This window comes from Mycobacterium hippophais, assembly GCF_027529605.1.
In the GTDB taxonomy this organism is placed as follows: Bacteria; Actinomycetota; Actinomycetes; order Mycobacteriales; family Mycobacteriaceae; genus Mycobacterium; species Mycobacterium arseniciresistens.
On record NZ_JAPZPY010000012.1, the window covers coordinates 22,289 to 47,108 of the forward strand.

General features: G+C 69.9%; 30 protein-coding genes and 4 tRNA genes. 17 read left to right on the top strand and 17 right to left on the bottom strand.

Annotation, left to right across the window (positions count from 1 at the left end):
- Positions 1 to 27 precede the first annotated feature (27 nt).
- From O6P37_RS22105 to O6P37_RS22145, 9 genes are all read right to left on the bottom strand, one after another.
- The gene (locus O6P37_RS22105; RefSeq protein WP_269896103.1) at positions 28 to 1,056 is read right to left on the bottom strand and encodes an NUDIX hydrolase; all 1,029 of its coding nucleotides are present in this window, start codon (positions 1,054 to 1,056) and stop codon (positions 28 to 30) included.
- A complete protein-coding gene (locus O6P37_RS22110; RefSeq protein ID WP_269896104.1) occupies positions 1,053 to 2,204 on the bottom strand; it encodes a glycosyltransferase family 4 protein in 1,152 nt (383 codons plus the stop codon). Before O6P37_RS22110 ends, O6P37_RS22105 begins: the two co-directional genes overlap by 4 nt.
- Positions 2,201 to 3,103 (bottom strand): phosphatidylinositol mannoside acyltransferase, encoded by a 903-nt coding sequence (locus tag O6P37_RS22115; RefSeq protein WP_269896105.1) that lies wholly within the window; start codon positions 3,101 to 3,103, stop codon positions 2,201 to 2,203. Before O6P37_RS22115 ends, O6P37_RS22110 begins: the two co-directional genes overlap by 4 nt.
- Positions 3,100 to 3,816, bottom strand: a complete 717-nt coding sequence (gene pgsA / locus O6P37_RS22120) for a phosphatidylinositol phosphate synthase (RefSeq protein ID WP_269896252.1) — start codon at positions 3,814 to 3,816, stop codon at positions 3,100 to 3,102. The genes O6P37_RS22115 and pgsA overlap by 4 nt, the downstream gene beginning before the upstream one ends.
- Entirely contained in the window at positions 3,813 to 4,412 is a 600-nt protein-coding gene (locus tag O6P37_RS22125; protein ID WP_269896106.1) for an HIT family protein, read from the bottom strand. Before O6P37_RS22125 ends, pgsA begins: the two co-directional genes overlap by 4 nt.
- Positions 4,409 to 6,463, bottom strand: a complete 2,055-nt coding sequence (gene thrS / locus O6P37_RS22130; RefSeq protein WP_269896107.1) for a threonine--tRNA ligase — start codon at positions 6,461 to 6,463, stop codon at positions 4,409 to 4,411. Before thrS ends, O6P37_RS22125 begins: the two co-directional genes overlap by 4 nt.
- A 115-nt stretch (positions 6,464 to 6,578) precedes the next feature.
- Complete coding sequence (locus tag O6P37_RS22135; protein ID WP_269896108.1) at positions 6,579 to 7,067, bottom strand: TIGR02611 family protein; 489 nt, start codon at positions 7,065 to 7,067, stop codon at positions 6,579 to 6,581.
- Positions 7,064 to 7,699, bottom strand: a complete 636-nt coding sequence (locus O6P37_RS22140; protein WP_269896109.1) for a PaaI family thioesterase — start codon at positions 7,697 to 7,699, stop codon at positions 7,064 to 7,066. The genes O6P37_RS22135 and O6P37_RS22140 overlap by 4 nt, the downstream gene beginning before the upstream one ends.
- Before the next feature lie 24 nt (positions 7,700 to 7,723).
- Positions 7,724 to 8,596: an aldo/keto reductase gene (locus O6P37_RS22145; RefSeq protein WP_269896110.1), complete on the bottom strand. Its 873-nt coding sequence runs from the start codon at positions 8,594 to 8,596 to the stop codon at positions 7,724 to 7,726.
- A 37-nt stretch (positions 8,597 to 8,633) separates the two neighbouring features.
- On the opposite strand from O6P37_RS22145, the gene O6P37_RS22150 reads away from it, so the two are divergent.
- Positions 8,634 to 9,131, top strand: a complete 498-nt coding sequence (locus tag O6P37_RS22150) for a DUF1990 family protein (RefSeq protein WP_269896111.1) — start codon at positions 8,634 to 8,636, stop codon at positions 9,129 to 9,131.
- On the opposite strand, the gene O6P37_RS22155 is transcribed toward O6P37_RS22150, so the two are convergent.
- Positions 9,118 to 10,206: a hypothetical protein gene (locus O6P37_RS22155; RefSeq protein ID WP_269896112.1), complete on the bottom strand. Its 1,089-nt coding sequence runs from the start codon at positions 10,204 to 10,206 to the stop codon at positions 9,118 to 9,120. The two genes, O6P37_RS22150 and O6P37_RS22155, sit on opposite strands and share 14 nt — an antisense overlap.
- A 60-nt stretch (positions 10,207 to 10,266) precedes the next feature.
- On the opposite strand from O6P37_RS22155, the gene O6P37_RS22160 reads away from it, so the two are divergent.
- From O6P37_RS22160 to O6P37_RS22170, 3 genes are all read left to right on the top strand, one after another.
- Positions 10,267 to 10,980, top strand: coding sequence for a GAF and ANTAR domain-containing protein (locus O6P37_RS22160; RefSeq protein ID WP_269896113.1), 714 nt, complete (start codon positions 10,267 to 10,269; stop codon positions 10,978 to 10,980).
- A gap of 102 nt (positions 10,981 to 11,082) precedes the next feature.
- The gene (locus O6P37_RS22165; protein ID WP_269896114.1) at positions 11,083 to 11,484 is read left to right on the top strand and encodes a phage holin family protein; all 402 of its coding nucleotides are present in this window, start codon (positions 11,083 to 11,085) and stop codon (positions 11,482 to 11,484) included.
- On the top strand, positions 11,481 to 11,816 hold the full coding sequence (locus O6P37_RS22170) for a DUF3618 domain-containing protein (protein ID WP_269896115.1): 336 nt from the start codon (positions 11,481 to 11,483) through the stop codon (positions 11,814 to 11,816). The genes O6P37_RS22165 and O6P37_RS22170 overlap by 4 nt, the downstream gene beginning before the upstream one ends.
- 9 nt (positions 11,817 to 11,825) lie before the next feature.
- Here O6P37_RS22170 and O6P37_RS22175 read toward each other — a convergent pair whose 3' ends face one another.
- Positions 11,826 to 12,941, bottom strand: a complete 1,116-nt coding sequence (locus tag O6P37_RS22175) for a glycosyltransferase family 87 protein (protein WP_408633233.1) — start codon at positions 12,939 to 12,941, stop codon at positions 11,826 to 11,828.
- 207 nt (positions 12,942 to 13,148) lie between these two features.
- Positions 13,149 to 13,223, bottom strand: a tRNA-Val gene (locus tag O6P37_RS22180).
- Between the two features lie 110 nt (positions 13,224 to 13,333).
- Between O6P37_RS22180 and O6P37_RS22185 the strand changes: the two genes are divergently transcribed.
- From O6P37_RS22185 to O6P37_RS22200, 4 genes are all read left to right on the top strand, one after another.
- Entirely contained in the window at positions 13,334 to 13,495 is a 162-nt protein-coding gene (locus O6P37_RS22185) for a hypothetical protein (RefSeq protein ID WP_269896117.1), read from the top strand.
- A gap of 97 nt (positions 13,496 to 13,592) precedes the next feature.
- A tRNA-Gly gene (locus O6P37_RS22190) sits at positions 13,593 to 13,665 on the top strand.
- A 27-nt stretch (positions 13,666 to 13,692) separates the two neighbouring features.
- Positions 13,693 to 13,766: transfer RNA gene (locus tag O6P37_RS22195), tRNA-Cys, on the top strand.
- A gap of 11 nt (positions 13,767 to 13,777) precedes the next feature.
- Positions 13,778 to 13,852: transfer RNA gene (locus O6P37_RS22200), tRNA-Val, on the top strand.
- A gap of 8 nt (positions 13,853 to 13,860) precedes the next feature.
- Here the strand turns inward: O6P37_RS22200 and O6P37_RS22205 are convergent.
- From O6P37_RS22205 to O6P37_RS22220, 4 genes are all read right to left on the bottom strand, one after another.
- The gene (locus O6P37_RS22205; RefSeq protein ID WP_408633227.1) at positions 13,861 to 14,589 is read right to left on the bottom strand and encodes a DUF899 domain-containing protein; all 729 of its coding nucleotides are present in this window, start codon (positions 14,587 to 14,589) and stop codon (positions 13,861 to 13,863) included.
- A gap of 119 nt (positions 14,590 to 14,708) precedes the next feature.
- Positions 14,709 to 15,104, bottom strand: coding sequence for a hypothetical protein (locus O6P37_RS22210; protein ID WP_269896118.1), 396 nt, complete (start codon positions 15,102 to 15,104; stop codon positions 14,709 to 14,711).
- Positions 15,105 to 15,271: 167 nt separating this feature from the next.
- Positions 15,272 to 16,879: a protein kinase family protein gene (locus O6P37_RS22215; protein WP_269896119.1), complete on the bottom strand. Its 1,608-nt coding sequence runs from the start codon at positions 16,877 to 16,879 to the stop codon at positions 15,272 to 15,274.
- A gap of 85 nt (positions 16,880 to 16,964) precedes the next feature.
- Positions 16,965 to 17,375 carry a helix-turn-helix domain-containing protein gene (locus O6P37_RS22220; protein ID WP_264012329.1) on the bottom strand — a complete coding sequence of 137 codons (411 nt, stop codon included), beginning with the start codon at positions 17,373 to 17,375 and terminating at the stop codon, positions 16,965 to 16,967.
- A gap of 55 nt (positions 17,376 to 17,430) precedes the next feature.
- On the opposite strand from O6P37_RS22220, the gene O6P37_RS22225 reads away from it, so the two are divergent.
- The 7 genes from O6P37_RS22225 (at position 17,431) to O6P37_RS22255 (ending at position 21,352) form a co-directional block, all read left to right on the top strand.
- On the top strand, positions 17,431 to 17,907 hold the full coding sequence (locus tag O6P37_RS22225; RefSeq protein ID WP_269896120.1) for an SRPBCC family protein: 477 nt from the start codon (positions 17,431 to 17,433) through the stop codon (positions 17,905 to 17,907).
- 67 nt (positions 17,908 to 17,974) lie between these two features.
- Positions 17,975 to 18,694, top strand: coding sequence for a Clp protease N-terminal domain-containing protein (locus O6P37_RS22230; RefSeq protein ID WP_269896121.1), 720 nt, complete (start codon positions 17,975 to 17,977; stop codon positions 18,692 to 18,694).
- A gap of 41 nt (positions 18,695 to 18,735) precedes the next feature.
- A complete protein-coding gene (locus O6P37_RS22235) occupies positions 18,736 to 19,212 on the top strand; it encodes an RNA polymerase sigma factor (protein ID WP_269896122.1) in 477 nt (158 codons plus the stop codon).
- Positions 19,209 to 19,802, top strand: a complete 594-nt coding sequence (locus O6P37_RS22240; protein WP_269896123.1) for a methylated-DNA--[protein]-cysteine S-methyltransferase — start codon at positions 19,209 to 19,211, stop codon at positions 19,800 to 19,802. The genes O6P37_RS22235 and O6P37_RS22240 overlap by 4 nt, the downstream gene beginning before the upstream one ends.
- Positions 19,803 to 19,838: 36 nt before the next feature.
- Positions 19,839 to 20,267 (top strand): PPOX class F420-dependent oxidoreductase, encoded by a 429-nt coding sequence (locus O6P37_RS22245; RefSeq protein ID WP_269896124.1) that lies wholly within the window; start codon positions 19,839 to 19,841, stop codon positions 20,265 to 20,267.
- Between the two features lie 51 nt (positions 20,268 to 20,318).
- Positions 20,319 to 20,810, top strand: coding sequence for a hypothetical protein (locus O6P37_RS22250; protein WP_269896125.1), 492 nt, complete (start codon positions 20,319 to 20,321; stop codon positions 20,808 to 20,810).
- Complete coding sequence (locus O6P37_RS22255) at positions 20,798 to 21,352, top strand: GNAT family N-acetyltransferase (protein ID WP_269896126.1); 555 nt, start codon at positions 20,798 to 20,800, stop codon at positions 21,350 to 21,352. The genes O6P37_RS22250 and O6P37_RS22255 overlap by 13 nt, the downstream gene beginning before the upstream one ends.
- Here the strand turns inward: O6P37_RS22255 and zapE are convergent.
- On the bottom strand, positions 21,319 to 22,428 hold the full coding sequence (gene zapE, locus O6P37_RS22260; protein ID WP_269896254.1) for a cell division protein ZapE: 1,110 nt from the start codon (positions 22,426 to 22,428) through the stop codon (positions 21,319 to 21,321). The two genes, O6P37_RS22255 and zapE, sit on opposite strands and share 34 nt — an antisense overlap.
- Here zapE and O6P37_RS22265 point away from each other — a divergent pair.
- Positions 22,427 to 23,200: a pyrimidine reductase family protein gene (locus O6P37_RS22265; protein WP_269896127.1), complete on the top strand. Its 774-nt coding sequence runs from the start codon at positions 22,427 to 22,429 to the stop codon at positions 23,198 to 23,200. The two genes, zapE and O6P37_RS22265, sit on opposite strands and share 2 nt — an antisense overlap.
- Positions 23,201 to 23,231: 31 nt before the next feature.
- Positions 23,232 to 24,803 (top strand): alpha/beta hydrolase, encoded by a 1,572-nt coding sequence (locus O6P37_RS22270; RefSeq protein ID WP_269896128.1) that lies wholly within the window; start codon positions 23,232 to 23,234, stop codon positions 24,801 to 24,803.
- Positions 24,804 to 24,820 lie beyond the last annotated feature (17 nt).

Consider the following 24,820-nt stretch of genomic DNA (forward strand, 5'->3'; position numbering starts at 1 on the left):
AGCTGCCAAATCGATTAGATCCGCAGTTCAGCGGATCGATTGCAACTCGCGGTGGCCGGACCCGTCCGCCAGTTCGTTCGCCTCCGCCAGCAGCTCGCCGAGCTGCCGCGGATACACCGCCTCGCCGGCGGCGACCAGTTCTCCGATCATTGTCGCATCGCACCAGCGGTGGCCGTGAATGTAGCGGCGCTCGAGCTCCGTCCGGCCTGCCGCCGACACCTCGAACCGCCGAGTGCGGTGCACGAAGAACAACTCGATGCTGCGCACCACCGAACCGTTGAAATCGATGGTCGCCTCCCGGTGCCACACCGGCCCGATCAGCTGCGACCGGTCGATGCGCAGTCCCGTCTCCTCGAACACCTCCCGCGCCGCGGCGTCGGGAAGTTCCTCACCCGGCTGCACCGCGCCACCGATGGTGAACCACCACCGGGGCGGGTCGGTGTCGACCGAAGCGGGATCGGAGCCGCAGAACAGCAGCACCGCGCCCGACTCGTCGAGCAGCACCACGCGCGCCGACGTGCGGCGGCTGACCGGCCCAGGATCGTCGTCCGACGCCTCCGCGCGTTCGGCGATCTCGAAGTACGTCGGCAGCGCCGCCGTGCCGCCGAGCCGCAGCAGGCGCACCGCGGCCCGCTCCCGCAGCGCCAGCGTGTCGCGCACCGCGTCGTTGTGGAACCGCCGCGCCAGCAGCACCCGGGCCTCGGCGTCGGCCAGCTCGGCGAGCAGCGGGACGGGCACCGCCGCCGGGTCGACCATCGCCAGCGCCGAGGACAGATCATTCTCGGCGGCCTCCCGCGCCGACCGCGGCGCCCGCTCGGCCGCGTCGGCCAGCGCGGCCAGCCGCTTGCCCTGCGGCGCGCCGCCGTAGGCGTCCACCGCCACCGCGCGGGCCACCACCGCCCGCCGCCCCAGCGCCGCGTCCAGCGCCTGCCAGCTCAGGTCGTAACGCACGTGCAGGCGGTCCAGCCGGTTGGCGCTGCGGAAGGCCCAGCCGCCCACCAGCACGAGCGTCACGAACAGGAGTGTGACTAGGGTGATCAGCAGCCAGCCGGTCACGTCTTACCCCGGGACAGTTCGCTTTCGCCTGCCACCCGCACCTTGCGCCCCGACCCGGCCACCGTCTCGTAAACCCGCAGGATCTGGCGCGCCACCACCGACCAGTCGTAGCGGCGGACGGCGTCGGCGGCGGCGTCCACGTAGCGGCGCCGGACGTCGTCGTCGGCGAGCACTTCGATCAGCCCGGCGGCCAGCGCGTCGGCGTCGTCGACCGTCACCAGCCGCCCGGCCGCCCCGTCGAGCAGCACCCGGCGGAACGCGTCGAGGTCGCTGGCGACCACCGCGGTGCCCGCGGCCATCGCCTCCACCAGCACGATGCCGAAGCTCTCGCCGCCGGTGTTGGGCGCGCAGTAGACGTCGGCGCTGCGCATCGCCGACGCCTTGGTCGCGTCGTCGACCTGCCCGAGGAACCGTAGATGCCCGGCGAGTTCCTTGGCGTCCTCGCGCAGCTCGTCCTCGTCGCCACGGCCGACGACCAGGACCTCGATGTCGGGGAACCGCTCGACCAGCGCGGGCAACGCCCGCAGCAGGAGCGCCATGCCCTTGCGGGGTTCGTCGAAGCGACCCAGGAACAGCACCGACCGACCGGGCCTCGAGTAGCCGTCCAGCAGCGGCGCCTCGGCGAAGGACGCGACGTCGACGCCGTTGGGAATCTCGACCGCGTCCGACCCGAGTGCCTCCATCTGCCAGCGCCGCGCCAGGTCCGATACGGCGATGCGGCCGACGATCTTCTCGTGGTACGGCCGCAGCAGTCCCTGAAAGACCGACAGCGTCAACGACTTCGTCGTCGAGGTGTGGAACGTCGCGACGATCGGCCCCTCGGCCGCCTGCAGCGCGAGCATCGACAGGCTCGGGGCGTTGGGCTCGTGCAGATGCAGCACGTCGAAGTCGCCCTGCTGCAACCACTTCTTGACCTTGCGGTGGGTGGCGGGGCCGAACCGCAGCCGCGCCACCGACCCGTTGTACGGGATCGGCACCGCCTTGCCGCCGGACACCACGTAGTCGGGCAATTCGACGTGCGGCGACGCCGGCGCCAGCACGCCGACCGTGTGACCGCCGGCGCGCATCACCTCGGCGAGCTGCAGCACGTGCGACTGGACCCCGCCCGGCACGTCGAACGAATACGGGCACACCATCCCGATCCTCACCGCGCCTCCCGCAGGCGGGCCTGGCGCTCCTCCGACAGGTCCGCCAGCCACTGCGGCTGCATCATGTGCCAGTCGGCGGGGTGGGCGGCGATGTTGTCGGCGAACCGGTCGGCCAGGGCCTGTGTGACAACGGTGACGTCGCCCGAGGACACGTCCAGGGGCGGGAACACCCGCATCCCCCAGCCGTCGTCGGTGAACCAGCAGTGCACCGGCAGCAGCGCGGCCCCGGTCGCGATCGCCAGCTTCGCCGGACCGGCGGGCAGCCGGGTCGCCTCGCCGAACAGATCGACCTGCACGCCCGTGCGGGTCAGGTCCCGTTCCGCCATCAGGCACACCACGCCGTTGTCGGAGAGCCGTTCGCGCAGAACGTCATACGGCGGTCGCTGGCCGCCGGTGTGGGTGATCACCTCGAAGCCCAGGCTCTCCCGGTAGGCGATGAACCGGTTGGCCAGCGACTCGGGCTTGAGCCGCTCGGCCACGGTGGTGAAGGGGCCGTGGTTCTGCACCAGCCACACACCGGCCATGTCCCAGTTCCCGCTGTGCGGCAGCGCCAGCACGACCCCGCGGCCGGCGTCGAGTGCCTGCCACACGTAGTCGATGTCCTGCACCTCGAGCTGGCGGCCGATCTCCTCGTGGTCCATCGTCGGCAGCCGGAACGCCTCGCGCCAGTACCGGGCGTAGGACGACAGTGACGCGTCGACCAGCGCCGCAGGCACGTCGGCGGGTGACGTGCCGATCACCCTCGCCAGGTTCTTGCGCAGCTGCTCGGGACCGCCGTCACGCGCCGCGTACCAGGCCCCGAGGTCGAAGGCGTTGCGCGCCACGAGTTCCGGCATGGCACGCACGAGCCGCCAGCCGCTGGCATAGCCGAGATCCGTCAGCCGGCCGCCGAGGCTCACCGCTCGCTCGTCTTGGGGTCCCCGCCCCGGTCGGTGTCGTCGGCGCCCTCGTTCACGTTCCCGGCGCCGGCATCGTCCTTCGTGGGTATCGGATCCATCGCACCCGGCGACAGCCGCACCGAGTGCAGCCGCTGCAGCACCGTCACCACGCTCGCGACGGCCAGCACCCACATCGCCACCTGCACCAGCCACGGCACGTGCAGGAACGGCACGCCCGACAGCCCGGTGCCGGTCAGCACGATGACCAGCCGTTCCGGCCGCTCGATGAGGCCGCCGTCGCCCTTGAGGCCGCTGGCCTCGGCGCGTGCCTTGATGTAGGAGATCACCTGTGAGGTGACCAGGCAGATCAGCGTGGCGACCACCAGTGCGGGGCTGTCCAGGCCGAACGCCGCCCACCACGCCAGACCGCAGAAAATCGCGCCGTCGGCGATGCGATCGCAGATCGCGTCGAGTGCGGCCCCGAACCGGGTGCCGCCGCCGCGTTCGCGCGCCATCGCGCCGTCGAGCATGTCGGCGAGCACGAAGAAGGCCACCGCGAAGGCGCCCCACCACAGCTGTCCGATCGGGAACAGCGTCAACGCCGCGATCACGCTGCCCGCCGTGCCCAGGATGGTGATGCTGTCGGGTGTGAGCCCGACGCGCAACGCGCCCTTGGCGATCGGGCGCGACAATTTCGTGTACGCCGCCCGCGTCATCAGATAGAAGTTGCTCAGTTCTCCGACCCCCCGGTCCGCGCCGACTGGTCCGCCCACTCGGTGGCCAGCAGTTCGCGGGTCTCCCGCAGCAGCTGCGGGATGATCTTCGACCCGCCGATGATGGTGATGAAGTTGGCGTCGCCGCCCCACCGCGGCACCACGTGCATGTGGAGGTGCTCGGCCAGCGATCCGCCCGCCGAGTGACCGAGGTTGAGCCCGACGTTGAAGCCGTGCGGACTGGACACCGCCTTGATCACCCGGATCGCCTGCTGGGTGAACGACATCAGCTCGGCGCTTTCGTCGTCGGTGAGGTCCTCGAGCTCGGAGACCCGCCGGTACGGCACCACCATCAGGTGGCCGGGGTTGTACGGGTAGAGGTTGAGCACCGCGTACACCTGGTCGCCGCGTGCCACCACCAGGCCGTCCTCGTCGGGCATGGTGGGGATGTCGGTGAACGGCTGCGACGACATCGACGAGCCGGTCCCCTTCTTCATGGGGGCCTCGGCGATGTAGCTCATTCGGTGCGGCGTCCACAGCCGTTGCAGGTGATCGGGGTCGCCGACGCCGTGGTCGACGATGGAGCGGTCGTCTTGGTGGCTCGCGTCCCGTGTCACGTCTGCGCGCCCACCTTGACGAGATCAGCTGTCGGAGCGACATTCTCGCGATCGGCGATCCACTTCACGATGGTCGCCACCGCCTCGTCGCGAGGCACTCCGTTGATCTGCGTGCGGTCGCCGAACCGGAAGCTCACCGCCCCGGCGTCGACGTCCTTGTCGCCGGCCAGCAGCATGAACGGCACCTTCTGGTTGGTGTGGTTGACGATCTTCTTGGCCATCCGGTCGTCGCTGGCGTCCACCTCGACACGTACTCCGCGGGCCCGCAGCGCGGCGGCCACCTCGTCGAGGTAGGCCACGTGCGCGTCGGCGACCGGCACGCCGACCACCTGCACCGGGGCCAGCCACGCCGGGAAGGCCCCGGCGTAGTGCTCGGTGAGGATGCCGAAGAACCGCTCGATGGAACCGAACAACGCACGGTGGATCATCACCGGGCGCTGCCGGCTGCCGTCGGCGGCGGTGTACTCGAGTTCGAAGCGCTCGGGGAAGTTGAAGTCCAGCTGGATCGTCGACATCTGCCAGCTGCGACCCAGTGCGTCGCGGGCCTGCACCGAGATCTTCGGGCCGTAGAACGCCGCGCCACCCGGATCGGGCACCAGCTCCAGCCCCGACTCCGCGGCCACCTCGGCGAGGGTGGAGGTGGCCTCGTCCCAGATCTCGTCGGAGCCGACGAATTTCTTCGGGTCCTTCGTCGACAGCTCGAGGTAGAAATCCTGCAAGCCGTAGTCGCCGAGCAGGTCGAGGATGAACTGCAGCAGCGACGCGAGCTCCCCGCGCATCTGGTCGCGGGTGCAGAAGATGTGCGCGTCGTCCATCGTCAGGCCGCGCACCCGGGTCAGGCCGTGCACGACGCCAGACTTCTCGTAGCGGTACACGGCGCCGAACTCGAACGCCCGCAACGGGAGTTCGCGGTAGGACCGCCCCCTCGCCCGGAAGATCAGGCAGTGCATCGGGCAGTTCATCGGTTTGAGGTAGTAGTCCTGGCCGGGTTTGCGCACCGTGCCGTCCTCGTTGAATTCGGCGTCGATGTGCATCGGCGGGAACATCCCGTCGGCGTACCAGTCGAGGTGCCCCGAGGTGTGGAACAGCTGGGCCTTGGTGATGTGTGGGGTGTTGACGAATTCGTAGCCCGCCTCGATGTGCTTGCGGCGGGAATAGTCCTCCAGCTCGCGCCGCACGATGCCACCCTTCGGGTGGAAAACCGGTAGGCCGGAACCGATCTCGTCGGGGAAGCTGAACAGGTCGAGTTCGGATCCGAGCCTGCGGTGGTCGCGGCGCTGGGCCTCCTCGAGCAGTTCGAGGTGCCGGTCGAGCGCCTCCTGGGACTCCCATGCCGTGCCGTAGATGCGTTGCAGGCTGGCGTTCTCCTGGTCGCCACGCCAGTAGGCGGCCGAACTGCGCGTCAGCTTGAACGCCGGGATGTACTTGGTGGTCGGGATGTGCGGGCCCCGGCACAGGTCACCCCAGATGCGTTCCTGGGTACGGGGATTGAGGTTGTCATAGGCGGTCAGCTCGTCTCCGCCGACCTCCATCACCTCGGGATCGCCGGACTTGTCGTCGACGAGTTCGAGCTTGAAGGGTTCGGCGGCGAGTTCGGCGCGCGCCTCGTCCTTGGATGCGTAGACCCGCCGGGAGAACAGCTGACCGTCCTTGACGATCTTGCGCATGCGCTTCTCCAGCGCCTCCAGGTCCTCCGGAGTGAATGCGCGCGGCACGTCGAAGTCGTAGTAGAAGCCGTCGGTGATCGGCGGGCCGATGCCCAGCTTGGCTTCGGGGAACATCTGCTGCACGGCCTGGGCGAGCACGTGGGCGGCCGAGTGCCGGATGACGCTACGACCGTCCTCGGTGTCAGCCGTCACCGGCGTGACGTCGGCGTCGGCGTCGGGCGTCCACGCCAGGTCACGCAGGCGGCCCTCGGCGTCGCGGACCACGACGACTGCGTCCGGCGCGCCGCGGCCGGGCAGTCCCGCCTCCCGGACCGCCGCCCCGGCGGTGGTCCCGGCAGGCACCCGGATCGGGGCTGCTGGGGCGGGACTGGCGGCGGCGCTCATCGCGGATTCTCCGTTGTGTCGAGGGTGGTCGGATAATTCAGGTCGCGACCATGCTATCGGGGTGCCGTCGGGGTCACACGGCACGCCCTGAACCCACTCGAAGCGCCGGATCGCCCTAGGAGCCGACCCCGATCGGGCTGTTCAGCCACGGATGGTCGATGCCGACGAGTTCTCCGCTCCAGTCGACGGCGCCGAGCAGCCACAGCGTCGCGAACACCACCAGCGCCGTGAGCAGCCCACCCAGGATCTGCACCAACGCGCCCTGGCGGTGGAACCAGTCCATCACCTTGTCGTAGCGCTCCTTGGCGTACGCCAGTAGCCGCCGCGCCCAGTCGAACTCGGTGGCCAGAATGCCGAGGCCGATGAACACGATGGCCCAGCCGGGCCCGGGGTACGGGATCGCGAGGATGCCGAGGCCGAAGACGGCCAGCCCGATCACCCCGACGGCGATGCGGTAGACGAACTCGACCCGCGGGCGCTCACGCAGCCGGTCCCGCCACCGCGCCCACCGGCGTTTGACGGCCGAGAACCGCGACTCGTCGGTGTCGGTGGTCTCGGTGTCCGTATCGGCGGCGGCTTCGTCGCGCTCCTGCGGCGTGCTCACGGCTGCCCCGGATTCAGCTTGACGAACAGCGCCTCGGCCTCGGCGAGCACGGCCTCACCGTCGAGCAGTCGGCCCGTGACGAAGATCTTGCGGCCCTCGATGCGGTCGATACCGGCTTCCACCTGCAACTTCCTCTCCACCGGGGCGATCTTGCGGTAATTCACGTGCAGCGATGCCGTGCGCTGGTAGCGGCTGCGGGTGAGCTTGTAGGCGGCGTAGCCGAGCACCGAGTCGAACAGCAGCGCCACCGCTCCCCCGTGCGCGGCGCCGTTGCGGCCCAGGTAGAAGCGGCGGAACTCGGCCTCCCCGGTGATCCGGTCGTCGTCGGTGCGCCTCAGCAGCATCGGCACCTGCAGGATGTTCCCGCGATTGGGCAGATCCATGCGCCGGCCCGACGGCGCGTGCCACTCGTCGGCGCGGTGCGGCGCCAACAGTGCCGACACCCGCTCGATGAGGTCGGCGGCCTCGCTGATCACCTCGTCGGGCGCGTCGACGCAGCGGGCGTCGTCCTGCAGGGTGCGCACGGCCTCGACGAACCTGCCGTAGTCGGGCCCGCCCCGGGTGGTGGGAACCGGCGGGTTGAAACCGCCGCCGGTCGCCGGTGTCGACGTCTGCGTGGAGTCGGTGCTCACCCCGTCACCGTATGGGTTGCGGGGTCAGCCGGCTTCGCCGGCACGGCTGAGTGTCTCGAACTCGTCGTCGGACAGCGTGATCTGCGCGGCGGCGACGTTCTCCTCCAGGTGAGCGACGCTCGAGGTGCCGGGAATCGGCAGCACCACCGGTGAGCGCTTGAGCAGCCACGCCAGGGCGAGCTGCGACGGTGTGGCGCCGTGGTCGTCCGCGATGCGCTGCAGCGGCCCGCCCGGTGCGGCCAGCGGACCCGCGGCGAGGGGAAACCACGGGATGAAGCCGATGCCCTCTTCGGTCACCTTGTCGAGCAGTGGTTCGGCGGTGCGGGTGCTGACGTTGTACATGTTCTGCACCGACACGATGGTGGCAACCTTCTGGGCGGCCTCGAGCTGGTCGACGTCGACCTCGGACAGCCCGATGTGGCGGATCTTGCCCTCCTGCTGCAGCGTGCGCAGTTCCCCGACCTGGTCCTCGGCGGGGAACTTGCTGTCAATGCGGTGCAGCTGGAACAGGTCGATGGTGTCCACGTCGAGGCGGCGCAGGCTGGTCTCGCACTGCTGACGCAGGTAGGCCGGGAAGCCGAGCGGGGTCCACTCGTCGGGTCCGGTGCGCAGCAGGCCGGCCTTGGTGGCGATGACCAGCCCGTCGGTGTAAGGGTGCAGCGCCCGGCGGATGAGGTCCTCGGAGACATAGGGGCCGTAGGAGTCGGCGGTGTCGATGAAGTCGACGCCGAGTTCGACGGCGCGGCGCAGCACACGGATGCACTCGTCCGGGTCGGCGGGCGGGCCCCATACGCCTTTGCCGGTCAATCGCATGGCGCCGAAACCGAGCCGGTTGACGGTCAGATCGCCGCCGAGGGAGAAGGTTCCGGATGCGCTTGCGACGGTTTCGTTGGCCACGACAACGACCGTACGCCGCGGGTGAGAAGGTGGCGGGGTGAAGCTCAGCGACCTCGCCGGACTGGAATTGACCTATGACGAGGTGGGCGCGACCGCCGGCCCGTTGCCCGCGGGTTACCACCACGTGGAGGAGTCGGCGGTGATCGGGCGCGGCAGGCGGCGCTTCGAGGAGGCCGGCGCGGCGGTGATGCGGTGGGGCATGCTGCGCGGGGCCGGCGTGCGGGTCGACGCGAGCTCGGAGGTCGCCGAGGTCGGGTCCGAGGTCGTGGTCGGCGTCGGGCCCGTGCGGGCGCCGTGCCGGGTGGTGTACGTGATCGACGAGACCGACCGGCGCGGATACGCCTACGGCACGCTGCCCGGCCACGCCGAGTCGGGTGAGGAGTTGTTCTCCGTGCGCTTCGACCCGGCCACCGATCAGGTGTACGCGGAGGTGCGGGCGTTCTCCCGGCACGGCACCTGGTGGAGCAGGCTGGCCGCGCCGGTGACGTCCCTGATGCAGCGCATCATCACCCGGCGCTATCTCACGGCGCTGTAGGGACCGGGGCGTCCCGTTCGGCGGCCGGGAGTTCGGCGTGCGCAGCGACGTCGAGGTGGTAAGACACGACAGCCAGCGTGAACAGCCCGATCGACAGATTGATCAGCGCGGCGAAACCTTCGGTGGCGAAATCGACGAGCGCGTTGAGGAACGTGAACAGCAGTGCGGCGTTGCGCAGCCACCGCAGCGGCCACGCCTTGTCCGTGCGCCTGCGCGCAATCATCGCGGGCAGCGCCATCGCCGAGGTGAGTGCGGCGCTGACGACCAGGATGACCGACGCGACGCTCGTCCCGTCGAGGTGCAGTGTCAGATCGTCGTCCTGATAGTCCCAGCCGCCCAGCGCGATGCCGAGCAAGCCGAGGACCAGGCTGCCGAGGGCGCCGACGACGAGCAGCCAGCCGACCACCGCTATCCACCGGGGGCTGCGGAAGAAGCCCGGGATCAGCCGCGGCGCCCACTGCTGCAGGCGGTGCATGCGGTCGCCGGCCGGGTCGGCCGAGTGCAGCAGCGACCGGACGTGACCCACGTCGGCGGGGTTCGCGCCGTCCTGCTGCGCCCGTTCCACCAGCACCAGCCCGATGCTGCGGCGGTGGTCGGCCAGGCCGCGGGCCACCCCGTCGGCGGCGATGGCGGCGGCCGAGGCCAGGCATTCGCGCCCCGAGGGCGGCCGGAAGTCCCGAAACATCCGCGCGCCGACGAGGATGAGCACCACCAGCACGTACATGATCTCGGCGGCCGGGCCGTAGAAATAGTCGTTGTCCTTGGTGACGAACTTGCCGACCTCGTCGAGGAACAACCCGAACCCGATCCCGCCCATGACGACGGCGACGATGCGGGTGCCCGCACCAAGCGTCAGCCACCCGAGCAGCAGCGCCAGCATCATCAGCGCGCCGCCCCACAGCGCATGCGCAATGTGCAGGTCACCGCCCCCGACCTGGGGGTAACCGGTCAGCTGCAGGTAGAGCCGAGTCAGCAGAATCGTGGCGATCGCAATGAGTACGAACGCCTCGGCCGCGCCCGGGCCGGTGGCGTTGCGGGTGATCGCGCCACGGGGGGTGTGACCTCGGTTCTTCATGGGTCCTCCCCGTGTTGCAGCGCGTATTGTTGAGCAACCTATCGGAGGAGACGCTTCAGGATGGTGCTGGTGAACGAGCCAACGGGGGCGGAGGGCACGCACCTCCGCATCGCCGAGATCGTGCAGGAACTGCACGGCCGGTCGGACACGGATTCGGAGACCGTGCTCGCCGAGCTCGTCGAGCACGCCGCCGTGGAAATCCCCGGTGCGCAGTACGCAGGGGTGACCGTGACCCGCGACGCCCGCCACATCGACACCCCCGCGGCCAGTCACAAGTGGCCGATGATGCTCGACGAGATTCAGCAGCGTCACCAGGAGGGGCCGTGCCTGGCCTCGGCATGGGACGAGAAGACGGTCCTGGTCAACGATCTCGAGCGTGATGACCGCTTCCCGCTCTACCGCCGGGATGCATTGGAGCAGACGCCGATTCGCGCGATCATGTCATTTCAACTGTTCATCGCCGGCGAGACGATGGGCGCGCTCAACGTCTACGCCGAGGAGCCCGGCGTCTTCGACAGCGCGACCCGCGACATCGGCCTGACCTTCGCCGCGCACTCCTCGGTGGCGTGGAACTCCGCCCGCCGCGAGGAACAGTTCAAGCGGGCGCTGGCCAGTCGAGACATCATCGGCCAGGCCAAGGGAATGGTGATGGAGCGCTACGGCGTCGACGCGGTACAGGCGTTCGCGTTGCTGCGCAAGCTGTCACAAGATGCGAACGTGCCGCTGGTGAAGATCGCCGAGGACCTGATCGAGACGGCGCGCGCGGCGCACTAGCCGCCTTCACGTGCCACCCGGTTGGCACGCGATCAAGGGTTTGCACGGCGTCCGCCCGGGGCATGCCACCCGCAGACAGGCGATGCGGAGGTTGGGTGTGTCATGAGTGTGGAATCGAAGCCGGGCGCCGACGCGTCGGTCGGCGAGTTGATGAGCCAGCTGTCGGCGCAGACGTCGCGGCTGGTGCGTGACGAGCTGAAGCTGGCACAGAAGGAGTTTCAGGAGTCTGCCAAGCACGCCGGAATCGGTGCGGGGCTGATCAGCGCAGCGGGACTGTTCGCGGTTCTCGGCCTGATGACCGTGATCGCCGCGGCGGTGGCGGCGTTGTCTCTGGTGCTCGACGTGTGGGCGGCCGCGCTGATCGTCGCGTTGGTGCTGTTCATCATCGCCGGCATCGCCGCGCTGATGAGTAAGAAGCAGGCCGAGCAGGTGACGCCCGCGGCGCCCAGAACCGCAGAAACCGTGAAGGCCGACATCCAGGAAGTGAAGGACGCGCGCAAATGACCGCACCTGAGCCCAGCCGCCCGGAACCCGGCCCCGACGCCGGCGTCGAGGACATCGAGAAGGACATCGAGGCCACCCGTCAGGAGCTCGGCGAGACGGTCGAGGCGCTGTCGGCGAAGCTCGACGTCAAGCAGCAGGCGAAGGACAAGGTCGAGGACACCAAGGCGCAGGCGAAGGCCAAGGTCGATCACGCCAAGCACGCCGCGGTCGACAAGGCGCACACCGCGCAGCACGCGTTGGCCGACAACCCGAAGAAGTCGGTGCCGGTGGCGGCGATCGTCGTGGCGGTCGCGGTGGCCGCGGGCATCATCGTCTGGCGACGACGCCACTGATCCGGGCGGCTATTGGCGGCTGACGGGGCTTTCCTCGACATCCGGTTTTATCCGGCGTGCGGCGATCACCGCGCCGATCATCAGCGCGATGCCGGTGATCACTTGGGCGTTCCCGACGACTTGGCGGAGGACAGCCTCGACACCGGCGGCGTCGGTGTCCTCCAGTAATTTATGCGGGCCGACCAGGAACACGATGGCGGCCGCTGAGAGCCATGGCCGCCAACGCCGGTGTGGTGGGGCAACGATCAGCGGAATGAGGAAGACGACGTAGGTCCAGTGGTGGGTGACCGCCATCGGTGCTGCCAGCAACGCGGCCAGCGCGACCACGGCGGTCGCCTCGACATCCATTCCAGCTCTCGTGAACCGGCGAGCCGCGAAGACGGTCGCCGTGATGATCGCGACGACACCGAACGACCACAGAACGTGTTCGGCGACGCCGGTGGCACCCAGCCGGGTGAGCAGACCGGTGAGCGCCTGGTTGCGGCTGAAGTCGTGACCGCCGGCGCGCTCGGTGTTGAAGAATTCCGTCGTCCAGAAGTACACCGACTCGTGGCGGCGGACCAGGTATCCGATCACCACCGTCGCAGCGAACGTGGCGACTGCTCGGGCCACCCCAGCGAAGTCACGCCTGAGCAGCAGTACCAACCCGAACGCCGCCGGGGTGATCTTGACGCCGGCCGCGATGCCGATTCCCATCCCGCGGAATCTGCGGGGAAGCACTCCGAGGCAGTCGGCGACCACTAGCGCCGCCAGGACGATGTTGACCTGACCGAACTCGAAGTTCGACCTGATCGGTTCCAGCACGAGCACCGGCCCAAGCGCGGCCATGGCGGCCCAGTTGGGCGACCCGACACGCAGCCGACCGAGGATCATGCGCAGGATCCACCACAGCAGGAACAGGTTGAGTGCGCTCCACACGATCTGCAGCACCGATAGGGGAACCGCCGTCATCGGCGCGAACAGGATCGCCGCGAACGGCGGATAGATGAACCGGAAACCCGATGCGCTCGGGAACTGATCGGAATACAGCGGCAGGTTGTGGACGATGGCGAAGCCCGCGTCGCGGAACACCGACAGGTCCATCAGCGGGTATGTCACCGCCTGCACCATGTACCGGACGCACATCGCGATGCTCAGGAGTGAGGCGACTACCCAGGCGGCCCGTTGCCACAGCTGTCGGCGCGAGCGACCGCCCTCCCGCACAGGGCGGCCGTCCTCCGCGACTCGAACCACCGGCGGGCTCTCCACGATGCGAGCGTTACCCCCGAATGGTCGTCGAAAAACCGGGTACAGCGAGGCCGCATCCCCGGCTACTGATCCCCGGGGGCCTGATGGTGGTCCCGGCTGGTTTCGAACCAGCGACCTTCCGCGTGTGAGGCGGACGCTCTCCCACTGAGCTACGAGACCGGGTGGGCCGGCCGGATAACGATCGGCCGAACGGTGTCGAAGATTATCACGCGCCGACTTTTCACCTGGAATCCGCTGGTCATTCAGGTCGGCGCCGAGACAGTCGCGCCGTGACGTGGCGGTGGGTGCCGGCGGCGGTCACGGTGTTCGCCGAGCTGGCGTACGGCGACTCCATCACCGCCGGGACGCTGCGCTGCGAGGCGGCCGAGGCGGGGGTGTCCTGCCGGGATTCGGAAAGCCGCCACGGATTCTCGCTGTCGCGGGAGGCGTAACGCCTGTTCTGAACCCTGCGTCGAGGGGATTTGTATAGCCAGGCTCGGGTGGACTATCGTCGTGCTTCGCGACGGGCGACGATCTCGCCCGTGGCGCGCGGATGTAGCGCAGTTGGTAGCGCATCACCTTGCCAAGGTGAGGGTCGCGGGTTCGAATCCCGTCATCCGCTCGAAGGTGCAGAAGCATCAACCCCAGCGGTGGAGTGGCCGAGTGGTGAGGCAACGGCCTGCAAAGCCGTGCACACGGGTTCGATTCCCGTCTCCACCTCCAGCAGGAACCCGGCGCGATTAGCTCAGCGGGAGAGCGCTTCCCTGACACGGAAGAGGTCACTGGTTCAATCCCAGTATCGCGCACCAGCATTAGTTCAGCGGTCGCCGTAGTTGTCGTGAAGGCGCCACCATTCATAGGGCGGACCCTGCGGCCGCCCGGGCGGCACTTCCTGCCACTCTTCCTGTCGGCCTAATGGCGTGATGTCGAGGAAAGACCACACCGGGCCGATTTCCTCGATGCCGCGTCCGTTGACGAAATAGGTCTGGAAGACCCGATCGCCGTCGCGGATGAACACGGTGAGCCCGAACATCTCCTCGACACCGAAATCCCTCGAGAAATCCTCACCCACGAGCGTGAAGAACGGTAGGTCCTCCCATCCCATCCGCGCCTTGTACGCGGTGATGCGCTCCTGCGGTGCAGCCGACACGAAGACCAGCGTCGTGTCCCGGGCTGCCAGGTGCGCCGGGTGGACCACCGTGTCGGCGAACAACGAGCACCCCGAGCAAGCCCCATCCGGCCAGTTCTCCACGTCGGGGGCATAGAAGAAGCGGTAGACGATCAGCTGGCGCCGCCCGGCGAACAAACCGAGCAGGTCCATCTCGCCGTCGGGGCCGACGAAGCGGTAGTCCCTACGTACGGGAGTCATCGGCAACCCCCGACGCTTCGCGGCGAGGGTGTCCCGCGCCTTCATCAGCGCCTTCTCTTCGGTCAGCAGCTCGTTGCGGGCCGCCTGCCATTCCTCACGCGAAACGATGTCCGGCAGCGCAATCTGATCCATCCCCACCGACGGAGACGCAATCGCGGGACCTTCGTGCTTCGCCATAGTGGCACCCGACCCCCGGCAGACAATCGATCGCTTAATCGCTCACGATTCTGACAGGTTCGGTGCAGCCGGCCGTCTTTTTTGCCACCCTGACCGGCTTGACCCAACGGCCGCAGAAATCAGGGCAGCCGGATGATGTTGAACGCCGCGGGCCGCATGGGCAGCACGCCCCGCCCGCAGTCCGCGGAGGCGACGTTCTGACCCGCGGTGAACTCCGGGTTGATGAACGTCGTCTGCTCCGCGCCGACCACCTGGCCGTTGTCACAGGTGACGGCGTCGTCCTTATACCGGGTGAACTTCCACGCATTGTTGACGAAGCGGTACTCGACGACATTGTCCGGTCCGAAATCCATTGTCAGGCAATCGCTGCCGCACGAGGTGATGGTCACGTTCTCCTTGAACGGCGCACCCGTGTACCAGTCGAAGACATACCTGCCGTTGACCGCTGGATTGGCCGAGGCCGGAGCTGCCAGCGCGGTGCCCGCCGCCGCCAATCCGGCAACGCCCACGGCCACCGCAATCGAATTGACGGCCCCGGCAAATCGCCGCGTCCCGTGTCCGCCCATGTTGTCTGCCTTCCCGCCGCACCCGGTGGCCACCGGTTCGGCGGCCTCGACCGTACGAACCTATCCCGCCGCAACGCCTCGCGCAGCAACTTCTTGCGCGGCCTGTGGAGAAACCTTCAGGCGGGCGGCGCCGCCGCGATCAGCCGCACCTCGGAGATCTCCGTACGGCTCTTGCCGTCCATCGTGCCGAGCGTCGAGATCCACACCACCACATTCGACGTCGCCGCCGCGGCAGGCACCGGGATCCGGTTGTGGCCCGGCTGCACCGGCACCGGCGGGGTCAGTTCCGTGGTGTCGGCCAGCGCGCCGGGCGCACCTGTTGTGGCCGAACGGATCTGGATCACGGTGCCGCTGCTCGCCAGATCCACGGTGACCGCGCTGAGGATCGCCGGCTGACGGAGCTTGATCGCCAGGCCGAGGCCCTCCTTGAACGTGGGGAACGGCACGGCATCTCGATACGTGTCGGTGGTCCAGGCCGTCGCCGGGTCGCGGTCGACGGCCTTGCCCGCGTCGCCGGGGTTGTCGGGCGAGCCGCCGGGGGCGAACACCGCGGCCTCGGCGATGTCGATCGGTGCGTCGGCGGCGGCCGCGCGCATGGTCGGGCTCGCCGGCGGGGCGGCCGCCTCGGTGGTCGCGTTGAGCCCGAGCCGCTCGGCGTCCAGCGCGGGCCCCGAGTCGGTGTCGAGCACATCGGTCAACGACGACACGACCGCCACCACCGCGACGATCATGATCGCGGCCGCCGCGAGAAGCGTCACCCGGACCAGCTGCCGTTTCGCGGCCTCGGCCTGCTGTTCGGGTCCGACATTGCCGAATCCCGCGTAGCCGCCCGGAACCGCCGCAGGCGGCGGAGCGCCACCGGCGTCGTCCTGGCCACCGGCAACGTCGGCGCGGGCCTGCCGCAACAGGGTCATCAACGTTGCGGCGCTGGTGATCCCGCCGTCCCGGACCAGTCCGGCGGCAGCCGCGGAGATCAGGAAGGGAATGTCGCGGTCGATGGCCGCCGGCTCCTGCGGACGACCAGCGGCGTCGACGTCGACCGCCGTCCACCCGACCGGCATCGGGTCCTGGGCCGGCCAGCGGTCGACGAGCAGGGCGTAGAAGGCGGCGCCGATTCCCCGCAGGTCTTGACGCGGTGTCGCCTCGGGCGCGGTGCCCGGAAACGCCAGCACCGCATTGCCGTCGGTGCTGATGCGCACCCGCGCCGGATGGTCGATGCTCAGCGCCAGCCCGGCCCGGTGTGCGGCCTCCGCCGCGACGGCCAGCGACTGCATCGCGCCGGCGACACCCAGCGGCGACGGGTTGGTGTCGGCGATCTGGCGCAGCGTGCCACCCGGCACCCACTCCGAGACCACCACCCCGAACCGGCCGGTGTGGAAGACCTCGCGCACCGCGGCGATACCCGGCATGTCGAGCCCGCGCTGGCGCACGGTGAGCGACAGCACCTCGTTCACGCGGTCCACCGTCAGCGACTCCTGCGGGTCCACCAGCGTCAGTGCCACCATGCGCCCCGCCGCGAAGTCGAAGGCCTGCCAGAACTGCAGATGACCGGGCGCGCCGTGGGCGGCCACCAGCCGGAACCGGCCGTCGGCGATCAGCGCACCCGCGGCGAACGGTCCCCCGTTGTCCACGACGGGTTCCACCGGACCGAGGCCCGGGATCGGACCGGTGGCCTCACCGGCGTCGACGGGTTGGTCCTCTGGCGTCTCATCGGTCCCCGACATGCCAGCTCACCTCATCCCCTCACACGCCGCACCGTTCACTGCCGCAACGGTTTACCCAACGAAACGGCACTTCACGCGGCCGACCTCAGCGTCGGCCGGCAGAACGCGACCGCATCACCGGATCGGGGCGCCGCCAGTCACTACGCAGCGTAGCGCTCGGCGGCGTACCGAACATCTCGCGGTAGGCCACGCTGAACCGCCCGGCGTGGGCGAACCCCCACCGGCCGGCGATCGCGTTGACTGTGTCGACGGCCGGGTCGGCCGCCAGCAGGTCGCGGTGCGCCCGGTCCAGACGAACCCTGCGCAGGTATTCCAGCGGTGTGACACCGAGGTGGCGGCGGAACAGGTACTGGACGGACCGCGGGGTGAGCTGCGCGGCCGTGGCGATGTCGCTCAGTCCGATATCGGTGTCCGCGTGGTCATGGATGAAGGCCACGATGCGGCGCAGGGCCGGCGGCCGGGAAGCGCCTGAGGTGAGATCGAAGTGCCTGGACATCTCGAGTTCGTATACCCGATAGCAAACTCGAGAAAACACCTGACACGATCAGTGCATGACCGAACGCTTCGAAGTCCAGCGCACCATCGCAGCGGCGCCGTCCGACGTCTTCGCCGTTCTCTGCGACCCGCAGGGCCACGTCGCGATCGACGCATCGGGGATGCTCCAGGCCGCCGACGGCGATCCGGTGCGCGCCCCCGGTGACAGCTTCGTGGTGCACATGGACCGCGAGGCGCTCAACGACTTCCCGCTCGGAAAGTACGACGTCACCATAAAGATCACCGACTTCGAGGCGGACCGGCTCATCGCCTGGACGATCCTGGGCGACATCAAGCCGCCGATCGGGCATGTCTACGGATACCGGCTGGAACCGGTCGACGGCGGCACCCTCGTCACCTCGTTCTACGACTGGTCCGACATCGACCCCGTCTGGCGGGAACGCGACATCTTCCCGATCCTCCCCGAGAGTGCGCTTCGGGCCACGCTCGGCATCCTGGACCGGACCGTGCGGCGCGGCTACCCCCGCGGCTGAACCGACCGCGCGGCTCTTCGTCAACCGCGGGTTGACGACTGCCGTTCGTCAACCTAGAGTTGACGGCATGAGCGAGTCCACCAAGATCACCAACCCCGTCCGCCTCGACGACCTCATCGACGCGATCAAGAAGGCCCACGACGAACCCCTCGAGCAACTGACGGACGCGATGATCGCCGCGGACGCGCTCGGTGACATCGCCGACCACCTCATCGGTCACTTCGTCGACCAGGCGCGCCGCTCGGGCGCCTCCTGGACAGACATCGGCGCCTGCATGGGCGTGAGCAAGCAGGCGGCGCAGAAGCGGTTCGTCTCCAAGGCGGAGTCCAACCCACTCGACCCCAACGCCGGCTTCGGCCGCTTCACCCCCAGGGCCCGCAACGTCGTCGTCGGCGCCCAGAACCGGGCACACTCGGCGGGCAACGACAAAATCGAGCCCGCTCACTTGCTGCTTGCACTGTTCGACGACCCCGACGGCCTGGCCGCCAGACTGCTCACCGGACAAGGCGTGGACGGCGCGAAGGTCTCCGAAGTCATCGAGCTGCCGCCGCGCTCCGAGGGCGAACTGCCCGCGCTGATCCCGTTCGACGGCCCGGCCAAGAAGGTGCTGGAGCTGACGTTCCGGCAGGCGCTGCGACTGGGCCACAACTACGTCGGCACCGAACACATCCTGCTCGCGCTCTATGAAGCCGAGGATGAGGACGGCCACCTGCACCGACTCGGCGTCGACCGGGAGCGCTTCGAACGTGAACTCGTCACCGCGCTGGAATCGATCGTGAAGGGCTGATCTCACCGACACGGGCGCCGCGGCGTCTACATGATGTGACAGTGCGACCGTTCGAGGACGTGGTGGCCGAGCACGGCGCGACCGTGCTGCGGGTGTGCCGCGCCGTCGTGGGGCCCGTCGACGCCGAGGACGCCTGGTCGGAGACGTTCCTCTCGGCGCTGCGGGCCTACCCGCGCCTGCCGGCCGACGCGAACGTCGAGGCCTGGCTGGTGACCATCGCCCACCGTCGGGCACTCGACGTCGGCCGGGCCACCTCACGGCGAGCCGTGCCCACCGACAGCGTCCCCGAACGGCAGGCCCCCCACGCCGATCCCGCCGCGCGCGACCCCGACCTGTGGGCCGCGCTGCAGCGGCTGCCCACGAAGCAACGCCAGGCGCTGGCCTACCACCACCTGGCCGGCCTGCCCTACGCCGAGATCGCCGCCCTGCTCGGCAACTCCCCCGACGCCGCGCGACGGGCCGCCGCCGACGGCCTCAAGACACTGCGCAGGATCTACCTGGAGGACGAAACCGCATGAGCATCAACCTGTTCGACACTGCGCCCGACGAAGAGACGGCGCTGGCCCGGTTGCACGCCCGCCTCGAACGGGCCGCGGCCGACGCCGACCTGCTCGACGTCGCGTACCGCACGATCGACAGCCCCGTCGGCCCCCTGCTGCTGGCGGCCACGCCCGTCGGACTGGTCCGCGTCGCCTTCGACGTCGAGGACCACAGCGCTGTGCTGGCCACGCTCGCGGGCGCCGTCAGCCCGCGGGTGCTGCACGCCCCGGACCGCCTGGACGCCGTCGCGCGCCAACTCGACGAATACTTCGCCAAGCGCCGCACCGCGTTCGACGTCCCGGTCGACCTGCGGCTGGCGGCCGGCTTCCGGCGCAACGTGATCGAGCACCTACGCAGCATCGGCTACGGCCACCGCGCGAGCTACGCCGCCGTCGCCGCCGCCGTCGGGAGTCCTCGCGCGGTGCGCGCGGTCGGCAGCGCCTGCGCCCACAACCCGCTGCCGGTGGTGATCCCGTGCCACCGCGTGGTGCGCTCGGACGGCAGCACCGGACAGTACGTCGGCGGCGCGGCCGCGAAATCCGCGCTGCTCACCCTCGAAGCCGCGTGAGGGAATGAAACGGCGCCCGCCGCCGTAGAACCCGGCATGAACCTGCCCGACTCCGCCCGCGAGCTCATCGGTCGCGGCGCCGACGCCACTCTGGTCACCATCAACCCCGACGGCAGTCCGCAGGCCTCGCTGGTCTGGGTGGCGCTGCAGTCCACCCCCGATGGCGACGAGCTCGTCTCGGCGCACCTGTCGGAGAAGTACCGGAAGATCCGCAACATCCGGCGCGATCCACGGGTGACGCTGATCATCCTGCCGCGCTCGCACTCCGGTGGGCAGACGCCGTACCTGTCGATCACCGGCACCGCCCGCATCGTCGAGGGCGGCGGCGCCCCCGAATTGCTGACCGAACTCGCCGAGGTGATGCTCGGCCCCGGCTCGGGATTCCCGCCCGCGGGGGCACCGGCGGGCTTCCTCACCCGCATCCGCATCGACAAGGTCGGCGGACTGGGCCCCTGGACGGCCTGACGGCGGCCCAAAGGACCTGAAACACGTTTCAGTTTGTGCGATCATGCGTCCATGCGTCGCTGGCTCGTGCACCTCATCGCCGCGCTGACGGTCGTCGCGGGCTTCGTCGCCCCGACCGCCTCGGCCGCCCCGACGCCGATCGGCCGCCTCGGCGAGCCGCTGCGCGTCTCGTTCGAAGGCCTGATCGCCGACGTCACCGTCCACAGCATCGACCCGTCGCCGGTGCCACCGGGGTTCGGCTACCCGCCCCGGGCGCCGCGCTACCAGGTGTACCGCGCCCAGGTCAGCGTCCACGCGGTCCAGCTGCCGACGCCGTACGCGATGGCGATCACCTTCGCGTTCCGCGGCGTCACCCCCACCGGTGACGCGTACGAACCGCGTAACAGCGATGCGCCCGACGCCCTCGCGGCCGCGCTGACCAACGCGCCCGCCGGATCCACCGTCACCGGCGGTGTGTGGTGGGACTGCTACCGCGACCTGGTCTCCAACGTCGTGCTGATCGACAAGCTCACCGGCCAGCACCTCGCGCAGTGGAACGTCTAGACCCGGCCCTGCACGTTCGCACCCCGGCGGCAGCCGAACTCGCAGAACTCGCCGACGTCGCCGCCCGCACCTTCCCGCTGGCCTGCCCGCCCGGCGCCACCGCCGAGAACATCGCAGCGTTCGTCGACGAGCACCTCAGCGCGCAGCGCTTCGGCGACTACCTCACCGACCCGGCCCGCGACCTGGTCGTCGCCGTCCGCGACGGGCGCATCACCGGCTACGCGATGCTGATCCACGGCGTGCCCGACGACGCCGACGTGCAGCAGGCCGTCACCCTGCAGCCCGCCGTCGAACTGTCGAAGATCTACGTGCTGCCCGACAGCCACGGCGCAGGCGTGTCGGCCGCGCTGATGACCGAGGCGATCAACCGCGCCGGCCGGTCCGGCAGCGCCTGCATGTGGCTCGGCGTGAATCAGGAGAACCCACGCGCGCAACGGTTCTACGCCAAACACGGGTTCACCGTGGCGGGCACCAAGACCTTCCGGCTGGGCGCCGGCCTCGAGCAGGACTACGTGCTGGTGCGTCCGCTGTCCTCGGCCTGACCCGCCGCGGTCAGCGCCAGCAGCCGAGACGTCGCGCGCAGGTACTTCTTGCGGAAGCCGCCGGCCAGCATCTCCTCACTGAAGACGGTGTCGAGCTTGGCGCCCGACGCCACCACCGGGATCCCGGCGTCATACAGCCGGTCGGTCAGCGACACCAGCCGCAGCGCCACGCTCTGGTCGTCGAGCGGATGCACCCCGGTGAGGTACACACCGGTCACACCGTCGATCAGGGCCTGGTACCGCGACGGATGCATGGTGGCCAGGTGCCCGCACAGCGCGTCGAACCCGTCGAGCACCGCCCCGTCCGGCGCGGCGTCGGCGCGCGCGGCGACCTCCTCGTCGGTCAACGGCTCGGGCGCGGGCGGCAGGTCGCGGTGCCGGTAGTCCGGCCCCTCGATCCGCACGGTCGTGAAAATCGATGCCAGCGTGTTGATCTCGCGCAGAAAGTCCTGCGCGGCGAACCGGCCCTCACCGAGCTGCTCGGGCAGCGTGTTCGACGTGGCCGCGATCGACACGCCGCGCTCCACCAGCGCCGAGAGCAGCCGCGAGATCAGCGTGGTGTTGCCCGGGTCGTCGAGTTCGAATTCGTCGATGCACACCAGCACGTAGCCGGCCAGCAGGTCGATGCACTCGACGAAGCCGAACACCCCGGCCAGCTGGGTCAGCTCGCCGAACGTCGCGAACGCCGTCGGCGCCTCGCTGCCGGCGTCGACGCGGTAGTACGACGAGGCCAGCAGATGGGTCTTGCCGACACCGAAGCCGCCGTCGAGGTAGAGCCCCACGCCGGGCAGCACCTCGCGCTTGCCGAACAGCTTCTTCTTGCCGGCCCGCCGCGTCACCGCCTCGTCGCAGAACCGGATGCACGACTGCACGGCCGCGGCCTGCGACGGCTCGGCCGGGTCGGGCCGGTAGGTGTCGAAGGCGACGTGGGTGAACGTCGGCGGTGGGACCAGGCTCGCCACCAGCCGTTCGGGGGTGACGGTGGGCTTGCGGTCGACGAGATGGCCCACCCGATTCGGCACATCACTGGACCCGTGCATGCAGGCAGCGTAGCGACGTGCTGCAATCGTGCGTATGCCCGAGACCGTCGCTGGGACACAGTTCACAGTGCTCGACGCGGTCGAGGTGGTGGACGACGAACGCGTCGCGGACTTCTACCGCTACCCCGACGACCTCGCCCGCTGCTGGGTCCGCGGCAACATGATCACCAGCGTGGACGGCGGTGCGACCGCCGACGGCAAGTCCGGCGCGCTGGGCGGCGACGGTGACCGGGCGCTGTTCGGCATGATGCGCGAAGCGGCCGACGTGATCGTCGTCGGCGCCTCGACGGTGCGGGTGGAGAACTACTCGGGCGTGCAGCTCGGGCCCGCCGCCCGTTCGGCCCGCCAGCAGCGCGGGCAGGCCGAGGTGCCGCCCATCGCCGTGCTGACCCGCGGCGGCCGACTCGACCACGACGCCAAGCTGTTTCATCGCACCGAGGTCCGGCCCCTCATCCTCACCAGTGCCGACGCCACCCGTAGCACCCGCGACCGGCTCGGCGGCCTGGCGGAGGTCATCGACGCCTCGGGCGCCGACCCGGACTCCGTCGACGCCGCACGCGCGCTGACGCTGCTGGCCGAGCGCGGGCTGCTGCGTGTGCTCACCGAGGGCGGCCCCGGCATCCTCGGCATGTTCACCGGCGCCGACCTGCTCGACGAACTGTGCCTGACGCTCGCCCCGGTGCTCGTCGGCGGCGACGCCAAGCGCATCGTCACCGGACCTGGGCAAGTCCACACACCGATGACCCGCAGCCACGTGCTCGCCGATGGACAGGGCTACCTGTACACGCGGTACGTGCGGGGCAACTGAGCTCGCGGCGACGATCGCTACTGTGGTCACCATGCGTCGGCACCCTGCGCTGCTCACGGCCTTGAGCCTGTCGACCGTCACCCTGACGGTGCTGCTGGCCGGCTGTTCCCCCGGGCTGGGCGCCAACCCCCGATTCGCCACCGACTCCGGCGCCGGGCCGCAGGGCGAGGCGCCTCCCACCCAGCAGGCCGCGGGGCCGCCGGCCATCGAAGCACCCAAGAACGACCTGTCGTGGCGGGACTGCACCTCCCGGGTGTTCCGGGACGCCGGCGTCGACCCGCTGCCCGGGGTGACGCTCGACTGCGCCGACTACGACTCCGATCTCGACTCGATCGACGGGGCCACCGGCTCGGTGACGATCGGCGTGGTCCGCGCCAAGACCGCGCAGACCCCGTCGGACGCCGGCCCGCTCGTGCTCACCACCGGCACCGACGTCCCGTCGTCGGCCCAGCTGCCGGTGTGGTTGACGCGCACCGGCTCCGACGTGCTCAAGGGCCGGCCCATCGTCGCCGTCGACCGGCGCGGCGTCGGCATGTCCGGCGCGCTGGACTGCCGCGACACCTACGACCGCCAGGAAATGCGCGAGCAGGCCCAGTTCCAGTACGGCGACGACCCCGTCGCCAACCTCAGCGCCATCACCGTGACGGCCACCACCAGCTGCACCGACACCATCGCGCCCGGTGACTCCGCGTACGACAACGCCCACGCCGCCGAGGATCTCGAACGCCTGCGCAGCACGTGGGACGTTCCGACACTGGCGATCCTCGGCATCGGCAACGGCTCCCAGGTGGCGCTGGCGTACGCCGGTTCGCACCCCAACAAGGTGGCCCGGCTGCTGCTCGACTCCCCGCTGCCGCTGGCGGTGGGCGCCGAGGCCGCCGCAGAACAACGCGTCAAGGGCGAACAGGCCGCGCTCGACGCGTTCGCCGCCCAGTGCGCCGCGACCGCCTGCCCCCTCGGCCCGGACCCGAAGGCCGCGGTCGACGGCTTGCTGGCCGACGCGCGGGCAGGCGACGGACCCGGCGGGGCGTCGGTGTCCGCGGTCGCCGAGGCCATCTCCACCGCGCTGGCCTTCCCCACCGGCGACCGCGTCGCCAGCACCAACGAACTCGCGGCCACGCTGGCCGCAGCCCGCGGCGGCGACGACAGCGGCCTGCGCGACCTGATCACGCGGGCCGAGGATCTGCGCCAGACCGACGGCCAGTTCGTCAACTCATGCAGCGACGCCCTCAACCGGCCGACGCCCGACCGGGTCCGCGAACTCGTGGTGGCGTGGGGCAAGCTCTACCCGCAGTTCGGCTCCGTCGGCGCGCTCGACCTGGTCACCTGCCTCAACTGGCCGAGCGGATCGGCGCCCGAGGAGCCCAAGGACCTCAAGGTGCCGGTGCTGCTGCTCGGCGTGCAGAACGACCCGATCGTCGGCAACGAAGGCGTCGCCGCCGTCGCCGCCACGGTCATCAACGCCGGCACCAACAGCAAGCGGGTGATGTGGCAGGGCATCGGCCACGGCGCCTCGATCTACTCGCCGTGCGCGCTGGCGCCCGTCGTCGGCTACCTCGACAAGGGCACGCCGCCGGAGACCGACACGTACTGCCCGGCCTGATCCGCCGGTCCGCGGCA